The organism is Nocardia sp. NPDC005366 (assembly GCF_040606855.1).
Lineage (GTDB): Bacteria > Actinomycetota > Actinomycetes > Mycobacteriales > Mycobacteriaceae > Nocardia.
In genome coordinates this window covers 20,464-40,231 of sequence record NZ_JBEXFQ010000006.1, presented here as the reverse complement: position 1 = coordinate 40,231, position 19,768 = coordinate 20,464, and the positions used below count along the sequence as shown (strand labels likewise).

The window sequence follows — 19,768 nt, the reverse complement described above, 5'->3', positions numbered from 1 at the left end:
CGCTCAGATGGTGACGGTGATGATGTCGCTGGTCGTGGTGATTTCCTTGGTGTTGTAGTGCTGGCTTCGAATCGCGTCTTCGATGATCTGGGTGTTGTGGCCGCAGAACACGACGACGGCCAGGGTGTTCGGGTCGATGGTCTGGACCACGGCGTGCGCGGAGACTGTGGTGTGGGCGAGCTCGGCGAGCTCGAGGTGGCAGATGGTGTTCTCCAGCTGGGTAATGGTGTTCATGAGTCGCTTTCTGTCTCGGTGGCTGCCGCTGTGGTGAGGCGACGCTCGAGGGCGGCGTGTTCCTCGCGCAGGGGGAAGGGGAGTTTGTTGGCGCGGATGGTGGCGTACCAGTCCCGGATCGACCAGGTCTCGGTGATCCATTCGTCGGTGTCGACCGTCAGTGCCGCACGGACTTTCGCCTCGTCGAGATCCGCGCCATCCAGGTCGAGATCCTCGGGGGCGGGCACGTAACCGATGGGGGTCGATTGTGCGTGGGCGGTGCCGGTGACCCGTTGCACGGCCCATTTCAGGACGCGGGAATTCTCCCCGAAGCCGGGCCACAGGAAGGTGCCGTCGTCGTCGCGCCGGAACCAGTTGACGTAGAAGATCTTCGGTAGCTTGTCGGGGTCGGCCCTGGCGCCGATGTCGAGCCAGTGTTGGAAGTAGTCCCCGACGTGGTAGCCGAGGAACGGCAGCATCGCCATCGGGTCACGGCGCACGACACCGACTTTGCCGGTGGCGGCGGCGGTGGTCTCCGAGGACAGGGTCGAGGCGAGGAACACCCCGTGCTGCCAGGTGAATGATTCGGTGACCAGCGGGATGGTTGTTGCCCGGCGACCGCCGAAGAAGATCGCCGAAATCGGCACTCCACGGGGGTCGTTCCACTCGGGAGCGACGGTGGGGCACTGCGCGATCGGGGTGCAGTACCGCGAATTCGGGTGTGCCGCAGGCGTGCCCGACTCCGGTGTCCAGTCCTGGCGCAGCCAGTCGGTGAGATGGGCTGGCGGTGTGTCGGTCATGCCCTCCCACCAGACGTCGCCGTCGTCGGTGAGCGCGGTATTGGTGAAGATCGAGTTGCCGCCTGCGATGGTCGCCATGGCATGGGGGTTGGTGTGGGCGCCGGTGCCGGGGGCGACGCCGAAGAACCCGGCTTCGGGATTGACCGCGTAGAGGCGGCCGTCGTCGCCGAATCGCATCCAGGCGATGTCGTCGCCGATGGTTTGCGCGGTCCATCCTTCGAGGGTGGGTTCGAGCATGGCGAGGTTGGTCTTGCCGCACGAGGACGGGAACGCCGCGGCGATGTAGTGCACCTGCTGCTCGGGTGAGGTGAGTTTGAGGATGAGCATGTGCTCGGCGAGCCAGCCTTCATCGCGGGCCATGGTGGAGGCGATGCGCAGCGAATAGCACTTCTTGCCGAGCAACGCGTTGCCGCCGTAGCCGGAGCCGTAGCTCCAGATCATGCGCTCCTCGGGGAAGTGGGAGATGTATTTGGTGCGGTCGCACGGCCACGCCACATCGGCCTGTCCCGGTTTCAGTGGTGCGCCGACCGAGTGCAGGCAGCGGACGAACTCGGTATCCGGCGTGAGTTGTGCCCACACCGGGGTGCCGGAGCGGGTCATGATCCGCATGGACACCGCCACATATTCCGAATCGGTGATCTGCACACCGTATTTCGGCTCGGCGGCATCGAGTGGGCCCATGCAGAACGCGATCACATACATCGTGCGCCCGGCCATCGCACCGCGGTATTCCTCGGTCATCAGGGTCTTCATGTCGACCGGGTCCATCCAGTTGTTCGTCGGCCCCGCGTCGGCTTCGACCTCCGAACAGATGAATGTGCGGTCCTCGACCCGTGCGACGTCGTCGGGATCCGAAGCACACCAGAACGAGTTCGGCTTGCTCGACAACCGGACGAGGGTGCCCTTGTCCACCAGACGCGTGGTCAGCGTGCGCCATTCGTCGTCGGATCCGTCGCACCATACGACCCGGTCGGGTGTGGTGATATCGGCGACGCCCTCGACCCAGTCGGAGATTCCTGGATGACGGAATGGAACGGGGGCCATTTCGCTGATGGTCGAGGTCACGGTGTTCCTTAGTTACAGAGGGGTTCGGGTCAGGAGTGACGGTGCGGATACGGCGTCTGCCGCGCGTCGAGGGTTCTGCTGACGTGGCGGGCGACCGCTGAGACAAGCACCCGGTTGTTCAGGTCGGGCAGCGTTCGGCCCGCCGGGGTGACCAACGCGATCGCGCGGGCCGCCGCGGCAAGCGCATCGGCGGTCAACACCGAACAGCCGTGACCGCACAACGCGCTGAGCAGTCCTGGGAGCGCGATGGAAGTCATGTCGAACAGATCGATCGGGACCGAAATGGTGCGACCGGGGGCCGTCGACGGCGATACGGTGCCCGTCAGATCGATCAGGACATCGTGATGGGTCATCAACGGGCGCAGCGGAATCGTCGACGCGTCGCGGTGGAAGAAGGTGGTGACGCTGCCCGTGCCCGACCCGCGCAGCACCGGCTCCAGCCGCGGCGCGCTGTCCGCACCCGCCACCACCACCCGGCCCCGCCCGGGCGCGACGCCGCGAGCATGCAGGACCGTGGCCGTCGCGGCGGCCAGCGCGGCACTGACCACGTCGAGTTGGGTGAGGACCAGCGGACCTCCGGCCGAGGTCGTCTCCGCTTGCACGGCCGTCGCTTCCGCGGGCCCCAACCCGATGACGAACACGGCCGCGACGGTGTCCGGGAGATCCAGCACCCGCGCGACCACTTCCGGCACGGCGCCATCGGTCAGTGGCAGCGCCAACGCGCGCAGCGCGGTGCGATCACCGATCAGCGCGGTGTAGTCCTCCATCGCCGTCCAACACGACCGGACCGTCCGATCGTGCTGACCGCGTCCGGATGGTTCCCGCACGGCCGCGACGGCCACGTCGACTCCGGTCGAACGTGGGCCGCCGTACAGGGGTGCGTCGTCCTCGGCCGCGGCATCGTTGGTCACCGTAGGCGCAGATCCGATCTGTGTAAGGTTTGCACTTTAGAAATCCTGCAATCAGTGGGAATGGGTTACCGGCTTCGCCGGGGTATCGGGATCAGCCGGTGGACTCGGTGACGAGCGCGGGCTCGGGCAGCTCTTCGAGCAGTTCGGCTTGCCCGGCGACGACCCCGGTGAGAATGGCTCTGGCCACCGTCAACAACTCCGCGACACGCGGCGAGGTCAGGGCGTAGGACACCGACAATCCTTCACGGCGCGCGGTCACCAGTCCGGTGCGTCGCAGGATCGACAACTGCTGCGACAGGTTGGCCGGTTCGATGCCGACCTCCGGCAGCATCTCCGAGACCGCGTAATCGCGTTCGCTGAGCAGCTCCAGCACCCGTATCCGCGCCGGATGACCGAGCGTCTTGAAGAAGTCGGCCTTCATCCGATAGAGCGGCTGACGCGAATCCGCCATGACGTCCTCCACTCTCCGCATCGCGACGGCTATAGGGTTGATTTCTAATCTTAGCAACTCGTAGACCGCGTGGGGTGATCTGCCCTCGTCCGAACTGATCCGCCGCCGCGCCGCCGCGGGATTTCAATCACCGTGAGCTGACCCATCGCACCGCGGTGGCGGTCAATGGTCCACTCACTGGACTAACGCCCGACCGATGCGTTCGGCGTCCGATCCGGATGAAAGACCCGCCACCGCAATGAGGAACATACGATTCCGCACACTCTTGGCCACGGCCGCAGTGGCCGCCGCCCTCGCGTCGGCGCTCGCCGCCTGCGGTGGCCCGTCGTCCTCGTCGGGCGATTCGGGGGGCGACCCCGTCTTCGGCGGCACGCTCCAGTTCTACGACCCGGTCCAGTACACGGCCTGGCTTCCCACCAATTCCATCTGGTCCAACAGCCAGGTCGCCAATAATCTGGCGGAGCGGTTGACCTGGCAGGATACCGAGAGCGGCGCGATCAGGCCGTGGTTGGCGAAGTCATGGGAGATCAGTGACGACAAGCTGAAATATCGGTTCCACCTGCGCGAGGGCGTCACCTTCAGCAACGGCGATCCCCTCGACGCCGCCATCGTGAAGGCGAACTACGACCAGCACGGCATCGGCGACGCGAAACTCGGCATCCCGCCGGACCGCTTCTTCTCCGATTACCAGGGCGCCGAGGTCATCGACCCGCTCACGGTCGAGATCACCTTCACCAAGCCGAACGCCGGATTCCTCCAGGTCGCCTCCTTCTATCGCGCGGGTTCCATTCTGGCGAAACCCTTTCTGGACAAAGACCTCAACGGTCAGGGGCTGGCGACGAACTGGATCGGCTCCGGTCCGTTCGTGGTCGAATCGGTCGACGGCACAACGGGTATCACGCTGAAGCGGCGCGAGGACTACAACTGGGCCCCGGAGGGTTCGGCCCACCAGGGCAAGGCATACCTGGAGCGCGTCGTGTTCAAGACCGTTCCCGAAGCGGGCACTCGCGTCGGTGCGTTGCAGTCGGGTGAGGCCCATATCGCGCGCAATATCGCCCCGTACGACGAGGAGTCGGTGACCGCGGCCGGCGGCCGGATCCTGGCCTTCCCCGTGCAGGGACAGACCAATAAGCTCTCCGCGCAGTTGGATTCCACCGCACCGATTCTCGAGAAGAACGTGCGGCTCGCGCTGCAGGCGGCCACGAATCGCGAGGAGATCAACGCGACGGTGCTCTCGCCGAGCTACCCGATTCCGACCAGCGTTCTGGTGCAGGGTACGCCCAGTCGCGGTGACGCGACGAAGTACCTCGGCTACGACCCGAACAAGGCCGATTCCCTTCTCGAACAGTCGGGTTGGAAGAAGGGGCCCGATGGAATCCGGGTGAAGGACGGCAAGCGCCTGCGGATCGAGATCTGGGTCGCGCCGTACTACCAGGTCTCCCAGCCGGTACTGGAATTGCTGCAGTCGCAGTGGAAGAAGGCCGGAGTGGAGCTGAATATCCACAGCACTTCGCTGACGGAGTACGAGGCCACCCAGACCGCTCGACCGGACGAATGGGCGCTGGTTCAGGGCCAGACCTCGCGTGCCGAACCCGATGTGCTGCGGACCGCGTTCGATACCGCCGGCACGAACGAATTGCACGCGACGACCCCGGACGAGAGGTTGAACGAACTGGTCCGGGCGCAGGCGTTCGCGTTCGATCCGGCCGCGCGGGCCAAGGCCGTGCAAGCGATCGAGGATCACCTCTTCTCTGAGGGCTATGTGATCCCGCTCTACGACGAGACCCAGGTATTCGGCCTCGCGCCTGGCGTGCACGGCTTCGCCACGGAGTCCACCGCGCGCACCTGGCTCTATGACACCTGGCTCGCCGAGTAGTAGCGGAAGGTGACGAAATGCGCGGCTATGTCGTGAAACGACTGGGGCAGGCGGTGTTGGTCCTGTGGGCCGCCTACACCCTGTCCTTCGTCCTGCTGAGTGCGCTGCCGGGGGATTCGGTCAACAACAAGATCCAGAATCCGGACGCGCAGATCTCGCCGGAGGCGGGACGCATCATGCTGGAGTACTACGGCCTCGACCGGCCGATTGTCGAACAATATCTGCACGGGCTGCGCGGGGTGCTGACCGGAGAATTCGGCTATTCGCTGTCGAACGGCAAACCCGTCACGCAGCTGCTCGCCGAGGTGCTGCCGAGCACCCTGCGGCTCACCGGGCTCGGATTGGCATTCGGGCTGCTCTTCGCGGCGGTCGTCGCGCTGGCGAGCAATTACGCGCCGCGGGCGTGGCTGCGCGGCCTCTTCGGGGCGGCGCCCGCGCTGTTCGCCTCGGTGCCCACATTCGTGGTCGGCATTCTCGCCTTGCAGTTCCTGTCGTTCCGGTTCCACCTCATTCCCTCCGTCGACGACGGCACCTTCCTGGCACTGCTCGCGCCCGCCGCGACGATCGGCCTCCTGATCGCCGCGCCGATATCGCAGGTATTCGCCGGGTCGGTCCATTCCACCCGCCGCGCGCCCTTCGTCCATGTGCTGCGTGCGAAAGGCGCGGGTGAGGGCTATATCTTCCGCAAGGATGTGCTGCGCAATTCCTCGCTGCCCGTGCTGACGCTGCTGGGGCTTGCCCTCGGCGAATTGATCGCGGGCTCGGTCGTCACCGAATCGGTGTACGCCAGGGACGGAATCGGTCAGCTCACCGTCGGGGCCGTCGACACCCAGGACCTGCCGGTGGTGCAGGGCGTTGTGCTGCTCTCCACGGTGGCCTACGTACTCGTCAACCTCGCGGTGGACCTGGTCTATCCGTTCGTCGACCCGCGCGTTCTCGTCGACGGGAAATCGCAGCGGGTGACGAAGAGCCGAGTGCGCGAGAGCCGGGTGAGCGCGGGCCCTGTGAGCGAGGGCCGGGTGAGCGAGAGCATCGGGCGCGCGGCGATCGCCCCTGCCGCCGTGCCCGCTCCGCACCGGTTGCCGACGGAAATGGCGATGCCATGACGGTGGTCATCGAAAAACCCGATGCCGCACCGCCGGTCGCGCCGGGTCGCGCTGTCGCGGCAGCGCGCTGGTTCGGCGGGCACTGGAGTCTGCTGCTCGCGGTGGCCGTGGTCGCCGTGGTGGTGCTGTGGGCCGTCGTGCCCGGCCTGTTCGTCGACTACGACCCGCTCGCGGTCGATCCGGCGAACAAGCTGAAAGCGCCCTCGGGGCAACACTGGTTCGGCACCGACCAGCTCGGCCGGGATCTCTACACGCGGGTCGTCTACGGGGCGCGTGCGTCGCTGTCCGGGTCGGCGGTCGCGGTTGCGGTCGGCGTCGCGGTGGGCACGCTGCTCGGCGTGCTGGCGGGATGGTTCGCCGGATTCACCGACAGCGTCCTGATGCGGATCATCGACGTGGTGTTGTCGATTCCGGGTTTCCTGCTCGCGATCACCATCGTCGTCCTGCTCGGCTTCGGCGTCTTCCAAGCGGGTATCGCGGTCGGTCTCACGGCGTCGGCGACCTTCGCGCGACTGATCCGCTCGAAAGTGCTCGAGGCGCGCACCAGTAACTACGTCGAGGCCGCGATCACCAGTGGCGCATCCACTTTCGACATTCTGCGCCGGCACGTGATCCCCAATTCCCTCGGTCCGACGCTGTCGCTGATCACCGTGCAGTTCGGCATCGCGATCATCTGGATCGCCTCGCTCAGCTTCCTCGGACTCGGCGCGCAGCCGCCCGATCCGGAATGGGGCCGACTCGTCTCCGACGGTCGCAACTACATCGCGACCAGGGGCTGGTTGACGCTGTGGCCGGGACTCACCGTCGTTGTCGTCGTACTGGCGACCAATCACATCTCCCATCACCTCGTCAGAAGGACGTCCTCATGAGCGTCGTCCACGAACACCCGACGGCGAAGCCTCAGGACCCGGCGACCACTCCGGTGCTTGCCGTCGAGCATCTCAGCGTCGGCTACCGGGTTCGGCGGCATATCGAACCCGTCGTCGACGACGTGTCCTTCGAGGTGCGGCCCGGCCAGGTATTGGCACTGGTGGGGGAGTCGGGGTCAGGCAAGACGACCACCGCGCATGCCATTCTCGGACTGCTTCCCGATAACGGCGAGGTGATCGGCGGCCGGATCACTTTCCGCGGCCAGGTTCTCACCGACCTGTCGGCGCAGAGCTGGCGCGGGATCCGCGGCCGGGCGGTGAGTCTCGTTCCGCAGGATCCGACCGTCTCGCTCGACCCGGTCCGCCGGGTCGGCCACCAGGTCGAGGATGTACTGCTGCTGCACACCGACCTCGGCACGCGGGCGCGACGCGAGCGCGTCCACGAATTATTCGAACTGGTCGGCTTCGACGATGTGGAGCGTCGCTACCGGCAGTACCCGCACGAACTCTCGGGCGGTATGCGCCAGCGCGTGCTCATCGCGGCGGCGGTCGCGGCCGAGCCCGAACTGATCATCGCCGACGAGCCGACCTCCGCGTTGGACGCGACGGTGCAGAAACAGGTGCTCGACCTCATCGATGACATCCGCGGGCGCAGCGGCACCGCCATGGTGCTGGTGACCCACGATCTCGGCGTGGCCTCCGATCGCTCCGACATCATCGGCGTGATGCGACAGGGCAGGCTCGTCGAAGCGGGCCCGACCGCGCAGGTCGTCGCGAACCCGCGGCACGACTACACCCGGCGGCTGCTGGACAGCGTGCCCGCCCGGCGCACGCGGCCACGTGCCAGGGTCGCGCCGAACGCGGTCCGGGCCACCGTCATCGAGGTTTCCGAGCTGCGCAAGGAATACGGCGACGTCGCGGCCGTGGACGGCATCTCGTTCCAGGTGCGCCGGGGTGAGACATTCTCCATCGTCGGTGAGTCGGGCAGCGGCAAATCGACCACCGCCCGCGTGCTCACCGGACTCACCGAGGCGAGTTCGGGACGAGTCTCGTTGCTCGGCAACGACATCACTCGGCTCGGGCGGCGTGGTTTCCGGCCGCTGCGGCGCGAGGTGCAGATCGTCTACCAGAACCCGTACGCCTCGTTCGACCCCCGTTTCGACGTGTACGACGTCATCGACGAACCATTGCGGTCGTACCGGTCTGGACGAAGGCCGCGTGGGCGACGTCCGGACCTGGACCGGGTCGTCGCCGCGTTGCGGGCCGCGGCCCTGCCTGCCGATTTCGTCGATCGCCACCCCAGGGAGCTGTCCGGTGGGCAGCGTCAACGTGTCGCGATAGCGCGTGCGCTCGTCCTCGAACCGAAGGTGCTGGTGCTGGACGAGCCGATTTCGGCACTGGACGTGTCGGTCGCCGCGCAGATTCTGGAATTGCTGCGCACCCTGCAGGAGGAACGCGGCCTGACCTACCTGTTCATCTCCCACGATCTCGCCGTAGTCAGAGCCATCTCGGATCGGGTCGCGGTGATGCGGCACGGACACATCATCGAGCAGGGCGCGGTGGATCAGGTCTTCTCCGATCCCGTCAACGAGTACACCGTGCGACTGATCGACGCGATCGCCGGTCGCGAACTCACCGTAGGAGGTTTGTCATGACCGCGACAGCACAACCGAGTTCGCTCGATGCGGCGCTGGTCCGCATCCGGTCGGTTCTCGCCGAACTGGCCGATGGCGTCGGCGAGCGCGACCTCGCCTTCGAACATCCCGACGAATATGTGCGGGCGTTGGCCGCCGCCGGTTTCGGCCGATTGCGGGTGCCCGCCGAATTCGGCGGCTTCGACGTCGATCTGCCGACCCTGTTCGACCTGCTGGCCGAAGCGGGGCAGGCGGATTCGAATATTCCGCAGATCTGGCGTGGGCATTTCACCACCGTCGAGATCTTGCGCGCCGAAATCGACGAGGACGTCAGGCGGTACTGGCTGCGGCGCATCGGCGAAGGCGCGGTATTCGGCAACGCGCAGTCCGAACCGTCGGCTGTCGTGGCCGAAGCGGTCGCCGCGGGTTCGGCGGCGCCCGAGTGGGGCGCGACGACCACGCGGGTGCGCACGGACGAGAACGGCGACCGCTTCGTCTCGGGCACGAAGTTCTATTCGACCGGAGCGAGATTCGCGGATTTCATTCGCGCGGCCGTGGCCGACGACGACGGCACGCGCGGCTTCGTCGTCATCCCCGCTCGACACCCCGGCGTCACCCACGTCGACGACTGGGACGGGGTCGGGCAGCGACAGACAGGCAGCGGCACCACGCTTTTCGAAAATGTTCCGGTCGAGTCGCACGGCGATATCGGCGCTTTCAAGGAATCCCTGCGCGGTTTGGACTCGTTCGTGCAGATCGTGCATCTGGCGAATCTGACCGGGATCGCGCGCAGCGTCGTCGCCGAAACCGTGGATATCGTCCGCGCGCGAACCAGGACGAGTCTGCACGCGGTGACGCAGAACGCGACCGAGGACCCCGAGGTGCTCGGAGTCGTCGGCACGCTCGAGGTCCGCAGGCTGACCGCGGAGACGCTGCTGCGTCTGGCCGCCGAACGCCTGGAGGCCGCGCAATCGACCGGCGAGGAAGCCGATTTCACCCGCGCCTACCTCGATACCTCGGCGGCCCAGGTCGCCGTGATCGAAGCCGTGCTCGACGCCGCGACGCGGGCGTTCGACGCGGGCGGTTCGTCCTTGGCGCGCAATAGCGTGCACCTGGACCGGCACTGGCGCAATGCCAGGACGCTGGCCTCGCACAACCCGGTGGTCTACAAGCCGAGGGTGATCGGGGACTTTCTGGTCAACGGCGTCGCGCCGGTTCCCGGCTACTACCGCAACCGGGCGTCGGTCACCGACGCGATCGAGCGGCCCGCAGCGCAGGTGCGGCGATGACCACCCTGGCCGAACCCGAACCGCGCTCGGCGACAACGGATTCCGATCTCACCGTTGATGGCGTCCGAGCCGCGATCTGCCCGATTCTGCGACGTCTCGGCGAAACGGCCGGGCCGCGCGAGCAGACCCGCGACTACGCGTTCGCGGAGGTTCGCGCGCTCGCCGACGCGGGGATCGGACTCGTCGGCATCGCGAAGGAGGACGGCGGCGCAGGCGGTTCGCCGCGTGCGGTGACCGAGGTGGTCATCGACGTGGCGCGCGCCGATTCCAGTGTGGCGCAGGCGTTGCGCAGCACCTTCCTGATCGCGAACCAGGTAGCGGGTCGGCCCGACCTACCGCAGCGCGCCGTGGTCCTGGACCGGCTGCGCGACCGCGCGCTGTTCGCCGGTACCGCGAACGAGCGCACCGGCGGAGCGAGCGGACAGACCAACGCGACGGCCCGCCGCGACGGCTCCGGCTGGGTGGTCAACGGCGAGAAGTACTACTCGACGGGCGGTCTCTACGCGTCCTGGCTCTCCACCCAGGCGCTGGCCGAGGACGGCACGGTGGTCCGGTTCACCGTGCCCTTCGACCGCACGGGAGTCGAGCGGCTCGACGATTTCGACGCTGTCGGTCAGCGGCTCACCGCCAGCGGCACCACGCGCCTGACCGAGGTGCGCGTCCGCGACGACGAGGTGACCACGCTCGGCGACAACCCGTTGGACAATCCCTGGACGGGTTCCTTCGCCCAGCTCTATCTCGCGGCGGTACAGGCGGGGGTCGCCGCGCGAGCGTTCGACGACGCGGTCTGGTACGTCCGGGAGAAGGCGCGGCCGATCAAGCACAGTTCCGCGGCGACGAGCGCCGAAGATCCCTACGTCCGGCAGACGGTCGGTGAGATCGCCGCCCGCGCGCAGGCATCCCGCGCGGTCGTCCTGCTGGCGGCCGAGGCGCTGGGCGAGGTCAGCGGTCTCACCGGGACCGCCGCGCGCGAGGCCGGCGCCGGCGCCGCCGTGCACGTCGCCCAGGCGGGAGCGATCGCCATCGAATCCGCGCTGAAGGCGGCGGAGCTGCTCTTCGACGTCGGAGGAGGCTCCATCACCAACCGCGATCTCGGATTCGACCGGCACTGGCGCAACTCCCGCACCGCCGCCAATCACAATCCGCGGCAGTGGAAGTACGCGGTCGCCGGCGCGTATCACCTGACCGGCGAAGAACCGCCGACCACCGGCCTCTTCTGAGTCCACCCGATAACCCACAGAACGGAAAGACGACACCGATGAGCTCGAGCCCCTTCGACCTGACCTACGCCGCCGCCGCGGACCGCTACGAGAAAGTCCCGTACCGCCGCACCGGCAAATCCGGCCTGGATCTCCCGGCCTTCTCGTTCGGGTTGTGGCAGAAGTTCGGCACCGATTACCCGTTCGCGACACAGCGCGAAATCATTCTGCACGCATTCGATCTCGGCATCACCCATTTCGACAATGCCGACCGCTACGGACCTCCGCATCGCGGCGCCCAGAAGAATTTCGGCACGGTGTTGTCCAAGGATCTCGCTCCCTACCGCGACGAGCTGATCCTGTCGACCAAGGCGGGTAACCCGATCGGTCCGAGCCCCTATCTGCGGGGCGGATCGCGCAAATCGATCCTCACCTCGCTCGACCACAGCCTGCGCGATCTCGGCACCGATTACGTCGACATCTTCTATCACCACAGCCCCGACCTCACCACCCCGCTGGAGGAGTCGGTCGGCGCGCTCGTCAGCGCCGTGGAACAGGGTAAAGCGCTCTACGTCGGCATCTCCAACTATCAGGCCGACCGGACCCACGAAGCCGCCGAACTGCTGCGCCGGGCCGGTGTCCCGTTGCTCATCCACCAGGCCCGCTACTCGATCTACGACCGGCGTCCCGAGCGCGAAGGTCTGCTGGACACCGCGTCCGAGGACGGCTTCGGCGTGATCGTGTACTCGCCGCTGGCGCAGGGCCTGCTCACCGACAAGTACCTGGAGACGATTCCGGAGGGCGCGCGAGCGCAGAACAGCACCTTCCTGTCGCCGGACGTGATCGATGAGACCTACCGCCAGCGCACCTCCGAGCTCGACAAGATCGCCGCGGCCAGGGGCCAGTCGCTCGCGCAGCTGGCATTGCAGTGGGTGCTGCGGCGGCCGGAAGTCACCTCGGCGCTGATCGGCGCGAGTTCCACCGCGCAACTCGACCACAATATCGCCGCGCTGAATTTCCCGGCGCTCACCGACGACGAACTGGCTCTCATCGAGGAGCACGGCGTGCACGGGACCGGCCTGAAGCTCTGACCCGAGCGACCCGTTCGCGGCCAACGGGCCGCCGAATCACAGGAGCGTAGATGACCGGATTTCACTTGAACCTGTCGCTGATGACGCCGGGCCACTTTCGCCACGCGTGGCGATTGGATCACGCCGATCCGCTCGCCTACCTCGATATCGACTATTTCCAGCGTTTGGCGAAGATCGCCGAGGCCGCGAAGATCGACGCGGTCTTCCTCGGCGACGGACCCGCGCTGCGCGGGGAGATCGAGGAGGCTCCCGGCACCGGAATCGACCCGCTGGTGCTGCTCGGTAATCTCGCGGCGGTGACCGAGAATCTCGGCGTGGTGATCACCTCGTCCACCACGTACAACTCGCCTTACAACCTCGCGCGGCGCTTCCAGGCGCTCGATCACGTCACGAAGGGCAGGGCTGCGGTCAATATCGTCACGACCGGAACACCGGCCGCGGCAGCGAATTTCGGCCTGACCGAGCATCCGGACAAGGACACCCGCTATCGGCGGGCCCGGGAATTTCTCGATGTCGTCACTCGGCTGTGGGACAGCTGGGAATCGGATTGGCTTGTCGCGGACAAGAAGTCGGGTCAGTACGCTGACACGGCGAAGATCCGTCCGATCGACCACGAGGGCGAATTCTTCTCGGTCGCCGGCCCGTTGCCGGTCGCACCCGGCCCGCAGGGACGACCCGTCGTCGTTCAGGCGGGCGGTTCCGAGGGCGGTCTGAAACTGGCGGGCGATTTCGCCGACGTGGTGTTCACCGTCGCGCAGACCAAGGCGAAGGCGGTCGCGTTCCGCGACGATATCCGTCGGCGGGCGGCGGCGGCGGGGCGTCATCCCGACGACGTGAAGATCTCCCTCGGCGTTGTCGTCCTGGTCGCGGCCACCGAGGAGCAGGCGCGCCGTCGTGAGCAGGAACTCTACGACCGGCTTCCGATCGAACGGCTCACCGCGGCCCTGCTGACCGATCTCGGTCTGCCGCAGGCGGAATTCGGCCCCGATGACCCGATCAGCGCCGCCGATCTACCCGAAACTGTTCCCGCCGGGGCGTTTTCCACCGGTTTCAGCATCTCCACCCGCGCGCTCATCGCGGAGGGGCCGCGCACGCCGCGCGAGTTGATCCAGCGCGGTGCGGGGGGGTTCCGGCCACCGGTTGCTGGTCGGCTCGGCTGAACAGGTCGCCGACGATCTTGCGGCGTGGTACGCGGCGGGCACGGCCGACGGATTCACCGTCATGCCCGCCGAAACCGCCGTCGACCTACCGAATTTCACCGAACTGGTGGTGCCGATCCTGCAGGAACGCGGGCTGTTCCAGAAGGAATACGGCGAGCCGACGTTGCGTGAACGGTTCGGGCTGCCGTTCCCGCATCGGCAGCGTGGCGCGGAGAGCCTCCCCGCTTGAAGAATCAGCTAGTCGTCCCAACCGCCCGACCCGGTAGGGACAGCGGCACCAGGGCCGAACGCGATGACGCAGGCGAGGGTCAGCGGCAGCGAAGTGCCGACCAGGGGCAGTAGCACCAGTCCGAGACCTTGGACCGCGAACGACACCGCGGTCACCGTCGTCATGCCGAACCGGCGCGCCAGCGGAGCCAGCGCCAGCCGGGAGAGGATCTGGGCCACACCGACCGTGATCGGCAGTGCGGCAGCGGTTGTCGCGGAATGCCCGACCTCGCGGAAGTAGGTCACCATCATCGACGGGAACGCCGCTGCGCTCGGTGACCCGGCCGGTGTGGGCGGAGGTGCTCGGTACCGCCCACAGGTGGGCGGGAATGGCGATGAGCGCGAGGCCTGCGGCCAGCGTGAGCAGTGTGTCGCGCGTGACCGCGGTCCGCGAGACGCCGAGGGATTCCGACATCGGTATCAGCAGCACGGTGAACGCCTGGATCATCGCGCCGTAGCCGACCGTCTGGGTGATGGCGAAGACGACGACCAGGCGTCGCCAGTCGTGCTGTTCCCGCTCGCGCGGGAGGGCTGCCGCGATGCGCTGCGCCGTCATTCCCGGAGCAGCGGCAGCAGTTGATCGCCCTGACGCGCGATCTCCCGCAGATACGGGGTGTCGGAGAGCACGAAATGGGTGATGCCGAGATCGCGGTATCTGCGCAGCGATTTCGCGACGTCCTCGGGGGAGCCGACGAGCCAGGTGGTGCCCGCGCCGCCGCCGCCGACCCGGCCCGGCGCGGTGTACAGGTTGTCATCGATGACGTCGCCGCGGGCGGCCAGGTCGAGCAGTCGCCGCTGGCCGACGGCGGTCCTGCGGTGCGGGTTCTGCGCGGGCTCGGTCTGGTTCTTCGCCATCTCGGCGACTTTCGCCTCCGCGTCGGCCCACGCCTGTTCGGTGGTGTCGCGGACGAAAGTGGTGATGCGGAGCCCGAATTGGAGTGGGGCGTGTTCCCTGCCGAGTTCGTCGCTCAGCGCGCGCAGACGTTCGATGCGCTCCCGGACACCCTCGAGCGGTTCACCCCAGAACAGTTGCACATCGGCCTCGGTCGCGGCCACGCGCTCGGCGGCCTCGGACGCGCCGCCGAAGTAGAGCGTCGGATGCCGCCGGTCGCCGCGCGGGGTGATGCGCGGAGCGACAGTGGAATCGGTGACCTGGTAGTACTCGCCGTGGTAGGTGACATTCTCCTGGGTCCACAGTGTGCGGACGAGCTGGAGGAATTCCTTGGTGCGGGCATACCTGTCGGCCTGGTCGTCCTCGGATTCGCCGTACGCCCCGAGATCGTCCTTCCCCGACACGATATTGACGCGAACCCGTCCGCCGACGAGATGGTCGAGCGTCGCCGCGGCGGAGGCGAAGTGGGCGGGACGCCAGTATCCGGGCCGGATCGCGATGAGCGGTTCGAAGGTCGTCGTCCGCGCGGCGAGCGCGGTGGCGACGGTGAAGGTGTCGGGGCGTCCCCACCCGGTGCCGACCAAGGCCCCCTTCCACCCGTGCGCCTCGAGGGCTTTCGCTTGCGCGGTGAGCGTTTCCAGGCTGTTGTGGTCGGCGGTGACCGGTTCGCCGCGATGTCCGGCGGTGACCTGATTGGGGATGTACCAGAGGAATTCGAGACTCATGGGGTGATTCCTGTTCGGGTGGGGCGTGATCAGAGTTCGGGAATCGGCACGCCGCGGGCACGGGAGTCCGTATTCGCCGCTGTCGTCGCGTCCCTTTCGTATGCCGGGTCGATGGTGCGGATCGCCCGGTTGACGGCGACCGGCACCTGGACATCGAGATTATTGACCCCGATTTCGGCTCGAGGCCGCGCCCGATGGGCCTTCTCGACCGCCGCCATGGGTTCTGAGCTGGGCAGGCTCGTCCGATCGGGAATAAATTCCGACAGATTCGAGGGATTCGCCGCAGGGTGCGCGCGCCGGACTCCGCCGACGCCGGGTCAGCGTGGTCGCCGACTCGGTAGCAAACAGGTGGCGCGGTATGTATTCGAGTTCGTCGCGATACCGCGAATTTCCCCCGAAGCAGCGAGAACATGAGCGACTGATCGTCTCGTGCCTCGGGTGCGCGGCGATGTTCTCTTGGCGCCAGCTACTGGCATAGCGCCGGTAACGCTGTTACTGTGACTGTCGATCGAAAATTCGCCCATGCGGTTCACCCGAGCGCGGTAGGGACACCCTCGACGTCGGCGCTCAGCCCGCATGTCCACGCGGAACGAGGTATCACCATGGCTCGATTCGTCCCGATTTCGACGGCGACGGTGCGCGAGAACGCCGCACCGGTGACCGGCGGTCGATGGCTGTATCCCACTGCCGTGACCACCGCGGGCAGCAGCCTCGGTCTCGCCGACGCCGTCGACTGGGTGAGCGTCGTGATTCGCCGCATCGGTGGAACTCCACTGCTGTGGGTACCGAAAGCCTCGACCGTCGCGACCTGTACGGCGCTGCGCGAATTCGTCGACAACCACCGTGTCGTCGTCGCCGTCGCCGGTGAACCGATTCCCGAATGGCACCGAGGCCCGGTGCTCGCGGTGTGGCCGCGCCGCGCCGAACTCGCCGAACTCGCCGACGAGCCGCGCACCACCGCGCTGTGCGTCGCCCCGCTGCGGCTCGACGATATCGCCGCGTGGGCGGCTCTCACACAGCCCGAATTACTCGGCGCCGCGATCATGCCGCCCGCGCCGCCCGCTCCCGATCCGATCGTCGCCCAAGCGCTGATCACCATGACAGGAATGCTGACCCATCCGTTGACGCTCGTCTCGCCCTCGGACTATCGCGATGCCACCGCGATTCTCGACATCCTGCACCGGGCCGGTCACCGCTTCAGCGGCGAAGCCATCTACACCTGGGCACTCGCCAACGGGTGGCCCGCGCTCGGCGCGGGGCGACTGACCGAACTGGCATCGAGCTTCGATACCGGTAACCCGCCGTTGCTTCCGGGCGGCAATCCATTCCAGCCCGGCGCCATCGAGTTGTGGCGAGCCAGGGCGGCCGAGGCCACGCGCGAAGATCTCCGAACGGAGTGGACGACTCGCGCGGGGTTCGCGCGAGATCTCGCCGCGTCGCGCTGACCGCCTCGCCCGGTATCGCGGGCGAGGCGGACGGTCCTCACTCCGACGTACCCACCCCCACGGCCGCGGCGGCGGAATCGTTCTCTTCGGCGACGGCGGGGGCGGGCAGCGTGAACCGGAATCGGGTTCCCTCGGTGTACTCGGTATCGATCCAGATCTTGCCGCCGTGGTACTCGACGATCTTCTTGCAGACCGCGAGCCCGATTCCGGTGCCGCCGTATTCGTCACGGTTGTGCAGGCGCTGGAAGATGACGAACACCTTCTCGGCGAATTCCGGTGCGATGCCGATCCCGTTGTCCGACACCGAGAATTGCCACATACCGGGCTGGTCGGGGTCGGCCTCGCAGTCGACGCGGATGGCAGGTGTGAGATCGGGGGTGCGGAATTTGATGGCGTTGGCGATCAGGTTCTGCCACAGCATGGTCAACAGGGTGGGATCGCCGACGATCTCGGGAAGTCGCGCGGGTAACTCGATGCGGCTTTCCGTGCCCTCGATCACGGAGGAGATATTGGTCAGGGCGGCGTCGAGTGTGCGGCCGAGGCCGATGCGTTCGGTCCGATCGGTGAGGCGGCCGACCCGGGAGAACGCAAGCAGGTCGTTGATCAGGATCTGCATGCGTTTGGCGCCGTCGACGGCGTAGTCGATGTACTGCTTGCCGCGCGCGTCGAGTTGGTCGCCGTAGCGTTTCTCCAGCAACTGGCAGAACGAGGCGACCTTGCGCAGCGGCTCCTGGAGATCGTGGGAGGCGACGTAGGCGAACTGCTCGAGTTCGGTATTGGAGCGCCGTAGTTCCTCGGTCTGGGAATCCAGATCGGCTTTCTGCTGCGTGAGCAGCGCCTCCTGGCCGCGCGTCGATTCCAGTTCGGCGACGATGCGCTTGCGCATACTCTCGACGGCCTCGGCCACCGTGGTGACGTCGGCGGGTCCGCCGACGTCGATGTGGTGATCGAAATCGCCCCCGCCGACGCGCAGTGAGGCCGCCGTCAGCGCGGAGATGGGCCGCGCGACGAGTCGGCGCACCAGGATGGTCAACGTCACGCCGGTGAGCAAGAAGACCGCGACCATCAGCGTCAGCACCGTATCGCGCAGGACCCGCGCGTTGTCGAGTTCGCGCCGGTCTTCGGCGATGGCATCGGCCATACCCGCGTTCTGGGTGTCGAAGGCGGCGCGCAACGCGTCGAAGAGTTCCTTACCGCGCGAGGACGAGGTCGCGGCGCCCGGCGTCGACGATGCCGGGGCGGTGACCGCCGTCGCGTAGCCCGCCCGCCAGTCGTCGGCGGCCTTCTCGACGGCGTCCAGGTCGGCGAGCAGCGCGGGCCGGTCGGAGAGCAGAGTCCTGATCCGCTCGGCCGCGTGGTCCTGCTCCTGCTGTCCGACGGAGTAGGGCTGGAGGAATTGGGGATCGGCGGTGATGGTGTAGCCGCGGACGCCGGTCTCCTGATTGATCAGCGCGTTCTGTAACCGGTAGGTCTCCACCGATGCGGGCTGGGTGTGATCGAGCAGTCGGTCGGTCACGGTGCCGGTATGGGCGATCACCTGGGCTCCGACCGCCGACCCGATGATCACGACGATCGCCATCGCGGCCAGGACCAGCTGGAACCAGGTCTGTACGGTGAAGCGGCCGATGAATCGAGTCCGGTTCTGGGCGGTTGTCAACGATGGTCCTGCTTTCGAATCGGTTCGGCTCAGCGTAGGTGCCTGATCGTGATCGCGATATCGGGCGGGGAGTGGGCCGTGTCGGCAGGCTCCGCGTGCCGGGCCGGTTCGGGGCGCGAGCGATGAGTTCTCGGTGCTCGATCCGTCAGCACGAGTACCCGAAGGAAGGACATCGACGCGTGAGCGAACCAACGATCTTGATGCGAGGAATCGTGTTCGGCGAGTCACCGCGCTGGCACGAAGGGCGACTCTGGTTCTCCGATTGGGGCGCGCACGAGGTGATCGCGCTCGACCCCGAGGGCGGGCACGAGGTCGTCGCGCGCGTCGACTCGTTCCCGATGTGCATCGACTTCCTCCCGGACGGACAACTGCTGGTGGTCGACTCCGCCCACCGGCAGCTGCTTCGGCGTGACCGTGACGGATGCCTGCGCCAGTATGCCGACCTGTCGGCGGTGTCGGATACACCGTGGAACGACATCGTCGTCGACCAGCGGGGCAACGCCTATGTCGACAACATCGGCTTCGACTTCCCCGGAGGCGAATTCGCGCCGGGGCTGATCGCCCTCGTCACCCCCGACGGCAGTGTGCGCCGGGTCGCGGACGACCTCGCGTTTCCGAACGGCATGGCTGTCACCGACGACGGCGCCACGCTGATCGTCGCGGAGTCCTACGCCGAGCGGCTCACCGCCTACGACATCGGGCGCGACGGCGGCCTCGGCGGCCGGAGAGTGTGGGCGGATACGCCGGGTGACCATCCCGACGGCATCTGCGTCGACGTCGAGGGCATGGTCTGGTACGCCGATGTCGGCAACGGGCACTGCGTCAGGATCGGCGCGGGCGGCGCGATATCGCAGAAGGTCCACCTCGATCGGGGTGCGTTCGCGTGTGCGCTCAGCCGTGGCGACGCTGCGCGGCTGTATGTCGTCGGCCAGAACTGGGGTGGTGACGACGCCGCGGAACCCACCGGGGTGGTGGCGGCCTTCCCCGCGCCCGCACCCGGCGCGGGCCGACCGTAACCCCGGTCCCCGGGGCGGCATTTGTCACGTCGACCTGCCGGACTGAGCCGGTCGTTCGACCTGGTTTCCCGCGGATTCGCGGTGATCCGTCCGGCCGGACGA

Annotated in this window: 20 protein-coding genes; 12 read left to right on the top strand and 8 right to left on the bottom strand. The window is 67.3% G+C overall.

The annotated features are described in order from the left end of the window. Positions 1-3 precede the first annotated feature (3 nt). The 4 genes from ABZS43_RS08940 to ABZS43_RS08925 all read right to left on the bottom strand — a co-directional run bounded on the left by ABZS43_RS08940 (position 4) and on the right by ABZS43_RS08925 (position 3,440). Complete coding sequence (locus ABZS43_RS08940; protein ID WP_355035270.1) at positions 4-234, bottom strand: hypothetical protein; 231 nt, start codon at positions 232-234, stop codon at positions 4-6. Continuing rightward, positions 231-2,078, bottom strand: a complete 1,848-nt coding sequence (locus ABZS43_RS08935; RefSeq protein ID WP_355035269.1) for a phosphoenolpyruvate carboxykinase (GTP) — start codon at positions 2,076-2,078, stop codon at positions 231-233. The genes ABZS43_RS08940 and ABZS43_RS08935 overlap by 4 nt, the downstream gene beginning before the upstream one ends. Positions 2,079-2,107: 29 nt before the next feature. Next, the gene (locus ABZS43_RS08930; RefSeq protein ID WP_355035268.1) at positions 2,108-2,989 is read right to left on the bottom strand and encodes a hypothetical protein; all 882 of its coding nucleotides are present in this window, start codon (positions 2,987-2,989) and stop codon (positions 2,108-2,110) included. Positions 2,990-3,080: 91 nt separating this feature from the next. After that, on the bottom strand, positions 3,081-3,440 hold the full coding sequence (locus tag ABZS43_RS08925; protein WP_355035267.1) for a metalloregulator ArsR/SmtB family transcription factor: 360 nt from the start codon (positions 3,438-3,440) through the stop codon (positions 3,081-3,083). 265 nt (positions 3,441-3,705) lie between these two features. Here ABZS43_RS08925 and ABZS43_RS08920 point away from each other — a divergent pair, with 265 nt between their 5' ends. The 9 genes from ABZS43_RS08920 to ABZS43_RS08880 are packed head-to-tail and all read left to right on the top strand — an operon-like array spanning position 3,706 to position 13,893. Continuing rightward, entirely contained in the window at positions 3,706-5,316 is a 1,611-nt protein-coding gene (locus tag ABZS43_RS08920) for an ABC transporter substrate-binding protein (protein ID WP_355035266.1), read from the top strand. A gap of 17 nt (positions 5,317-5,333) precedes the next feature. Further along, entirely contained in the window at positions 5,334-6,422 is a 1,089-nt protein-coding gene (locus ABZS43_RS08915; protein ID WP_355035265.1) for an ABC transporter permease, read from the top strand. Beyond that, entirely contained in the window at positions 6,419-7,291 is an 873-nt protein-coding gene (locus tag ABZS43_RS08910; protein ID WP_355035264.1) for an ABC transporter permease, read from the top strand. Before ABZS43_RS08915 ends, ABZS43_RS08910 begins: the two co-directional genes overlap by 4 nt. Then, positions 7,288-8,946 (top strand): ABC transporter ATP-binding protein, encoded by a 1,659-nt coding sequence (locus ABZS43_RS08905; RefSeq protein WP_355035263.1) that lies wholly within the window; start codon positions 7,288-7,290, stop codon positions 8,944-8,946. Before ABZS43_RS08910 ends, ABZS43_RS08905 begins: the two co-directional genes overlap by 4 nt. Further along, entirely contained in the window at positions 8,943-10,214 is a 1,272-nt protein-coding gene (locus tag ABZS43_RS08900; RefSeq protein WP_355035262.1) for an acyl-CoA dehydrogenase family protein, read from the top strand. The genes ABZS43_RS08905 and ABZS43_RS08900 overlap by 4 nt, the downstream gene beginning before the upstream one ends. Then, positions 10,211-11,434 carry an acyl-CoA dehydrogenase family protein gene (locus tag ABZS43_RS08895; protein ID WP_355035261.1) on the top strand — a complete coding sequence of 408 codons (1,224 nt, stop codon included), beginning with the start codon at positions 10,211-10,213 and terminating at the stop codon, positions 11,432-11,434. Before ABZS43_RS08900 ends, ABZS43_RS08895 begins: the two co-directional genes overlap by 4 nt. Before the next feature lie 38 nt (positions 11,435-11,472). Then, complete coding sequence (locus tag ABZS43_RS08890; RefSeq protein WP_355035260.1) at positions 11,473-12,504, top strand: aldo/keto reductase; 1,032 nt, start codon at positions 11,473-11,475, stop codon at positions 12,502-12,504. 50 nt (positions 12,505-12,554) lie between these two features. After that, positions 12,555-13,664, top strand: coding sequence for an NtaA/DmoA family FMN-dependent monooxygenase (locus tag ABZS43_RS08885; RefSeq protein ID WP_355035259.1), 1,110 nt, complete (start codon positions 12,555-12,557; stop codon positions 13,662-13,664). After that, positions 13,621-13,893, top strand: a complete 273-nt coding sequence (locus ABZS43_RS08880) for a hypothetical protein (protein ID WP_355035258.1) — start codon at positions 13,621-13,623, stop codon at positions 13,891-13,893. Before ABZS43_RS08885 ends, ABZS43_RS08880 begins: the two co-directional genes overlap by 44 nt. 8 nt (positions 13,894-13,901) lie before the next feature. Here ABZS43_RS08880 and ABZS43_RS08875 read toward each other — a convergent pair whose 3' ends face one another. Continuing rightward, complete coding sequence (locus ABZS43_RS08875; protein ID WP_355035257.1) at positions 13,902-14,183, bottom strand: hypothetical protein; 282 nt, start codon at positions 14,181-14,183, stop codon at positions 13,902-13,904. An 83-nt stretch (positions 14,184-14,266) separates the two neighbouring features. Between ABZS43_RS08875 and ABZS43_RS08870 the strand changes: the two genes are divergently transcribed. Further along, positions 14,267-14,389 carry a hypothetical protein gene (locus ABZS43_RS08870; RefSeq protein WP_355035256.1) on the top strand — a complete coding sequence of 41 codons (123 nt, stop codon included), beginning with the start codon at positions 14,267-14,269 and terminating at the stop codon, positions 14,387-14,389. A 94-nt stretch (positions 14,390-14,483) separates the two neighbouring features. On the opposite strand, the gene ABZS43_RS08865 is transcribed toward ABZS43_RS08870, so the two are convergent. Next, on the bottom strand, positions 14,484-15,548 hold the full coding sequence (locus ABZS43_RS08865; protein WP_355035255.1) for an LLM class flavin-dependent oxidoreductase: 1,065 nt from the start codon (positions 15,546-15,548) through the stop codon (positions 14,484-14,486). Positions 15,549-15,577: 29 nt separating this feature from the next. Further along, on the bottom strand, positions 15,578-15,766 hold the full coding sequence (locus tag ABZS43_RS08860) for a hypothetical protein (protein ID WP_355035254.1): 189 nt from the start codon (positions 15,764-15,766) through the stop codon (positions 15,578-15,580). Between the two features lie 384 nt (positions 15,767-16,150). On the opposite strand from ABZS43_RS08860, the gene ABZS43_RS08855 reads away from it, so the two are divergent. After that, positions 16,151-16,993: a hypothetical protein gene (locus ABZS43_RS08855; protein ID WP_355035253.1), complete on the top strand. Its 843-nt coding sequence runs from the start codon at positions 16,151-16,153 to the stop codon at positions 16,991-16,993. A gap of 37 nt (positions 16,994-17,030) precedes the next feature. Here the strand turns inward: ABZS43_RS08855 and ABZS43_RS08850 are convergent, their stop codons facing one another. Continuing rightward, positions 17,031-18,650 (bottom strand): ATP-binding protein, encoded by a 1,620-nt coding sequence (locus tag ABZS43_RS08850; RefSeq protein WP_355035252.1) that lies wholly within the window; start codon positions 18,648-18,650, stop codon positions 17,031-17,033. A gap of 179 nt (positions 18,651-18,829) precedes the next feature. Here ABZS43_RS08850 and ABZS43_RS08845 point away from each other — a divergent pair, with 179 nt between their 5' ends. Next, positions 18,830-19,666: an SMP-30/gluconolactonase/LRE family protein gene (locus tag ABZS43_RS08845; protein ID WP_355035251.1), complete on the top strand. Its 837-nt coding sequence runs from the start codon at positions 18,830-18,832 to the stop codon at positions 19,664-19,666. Positions 19,667-19,768 lie beyond the last annotated feature (102 nt).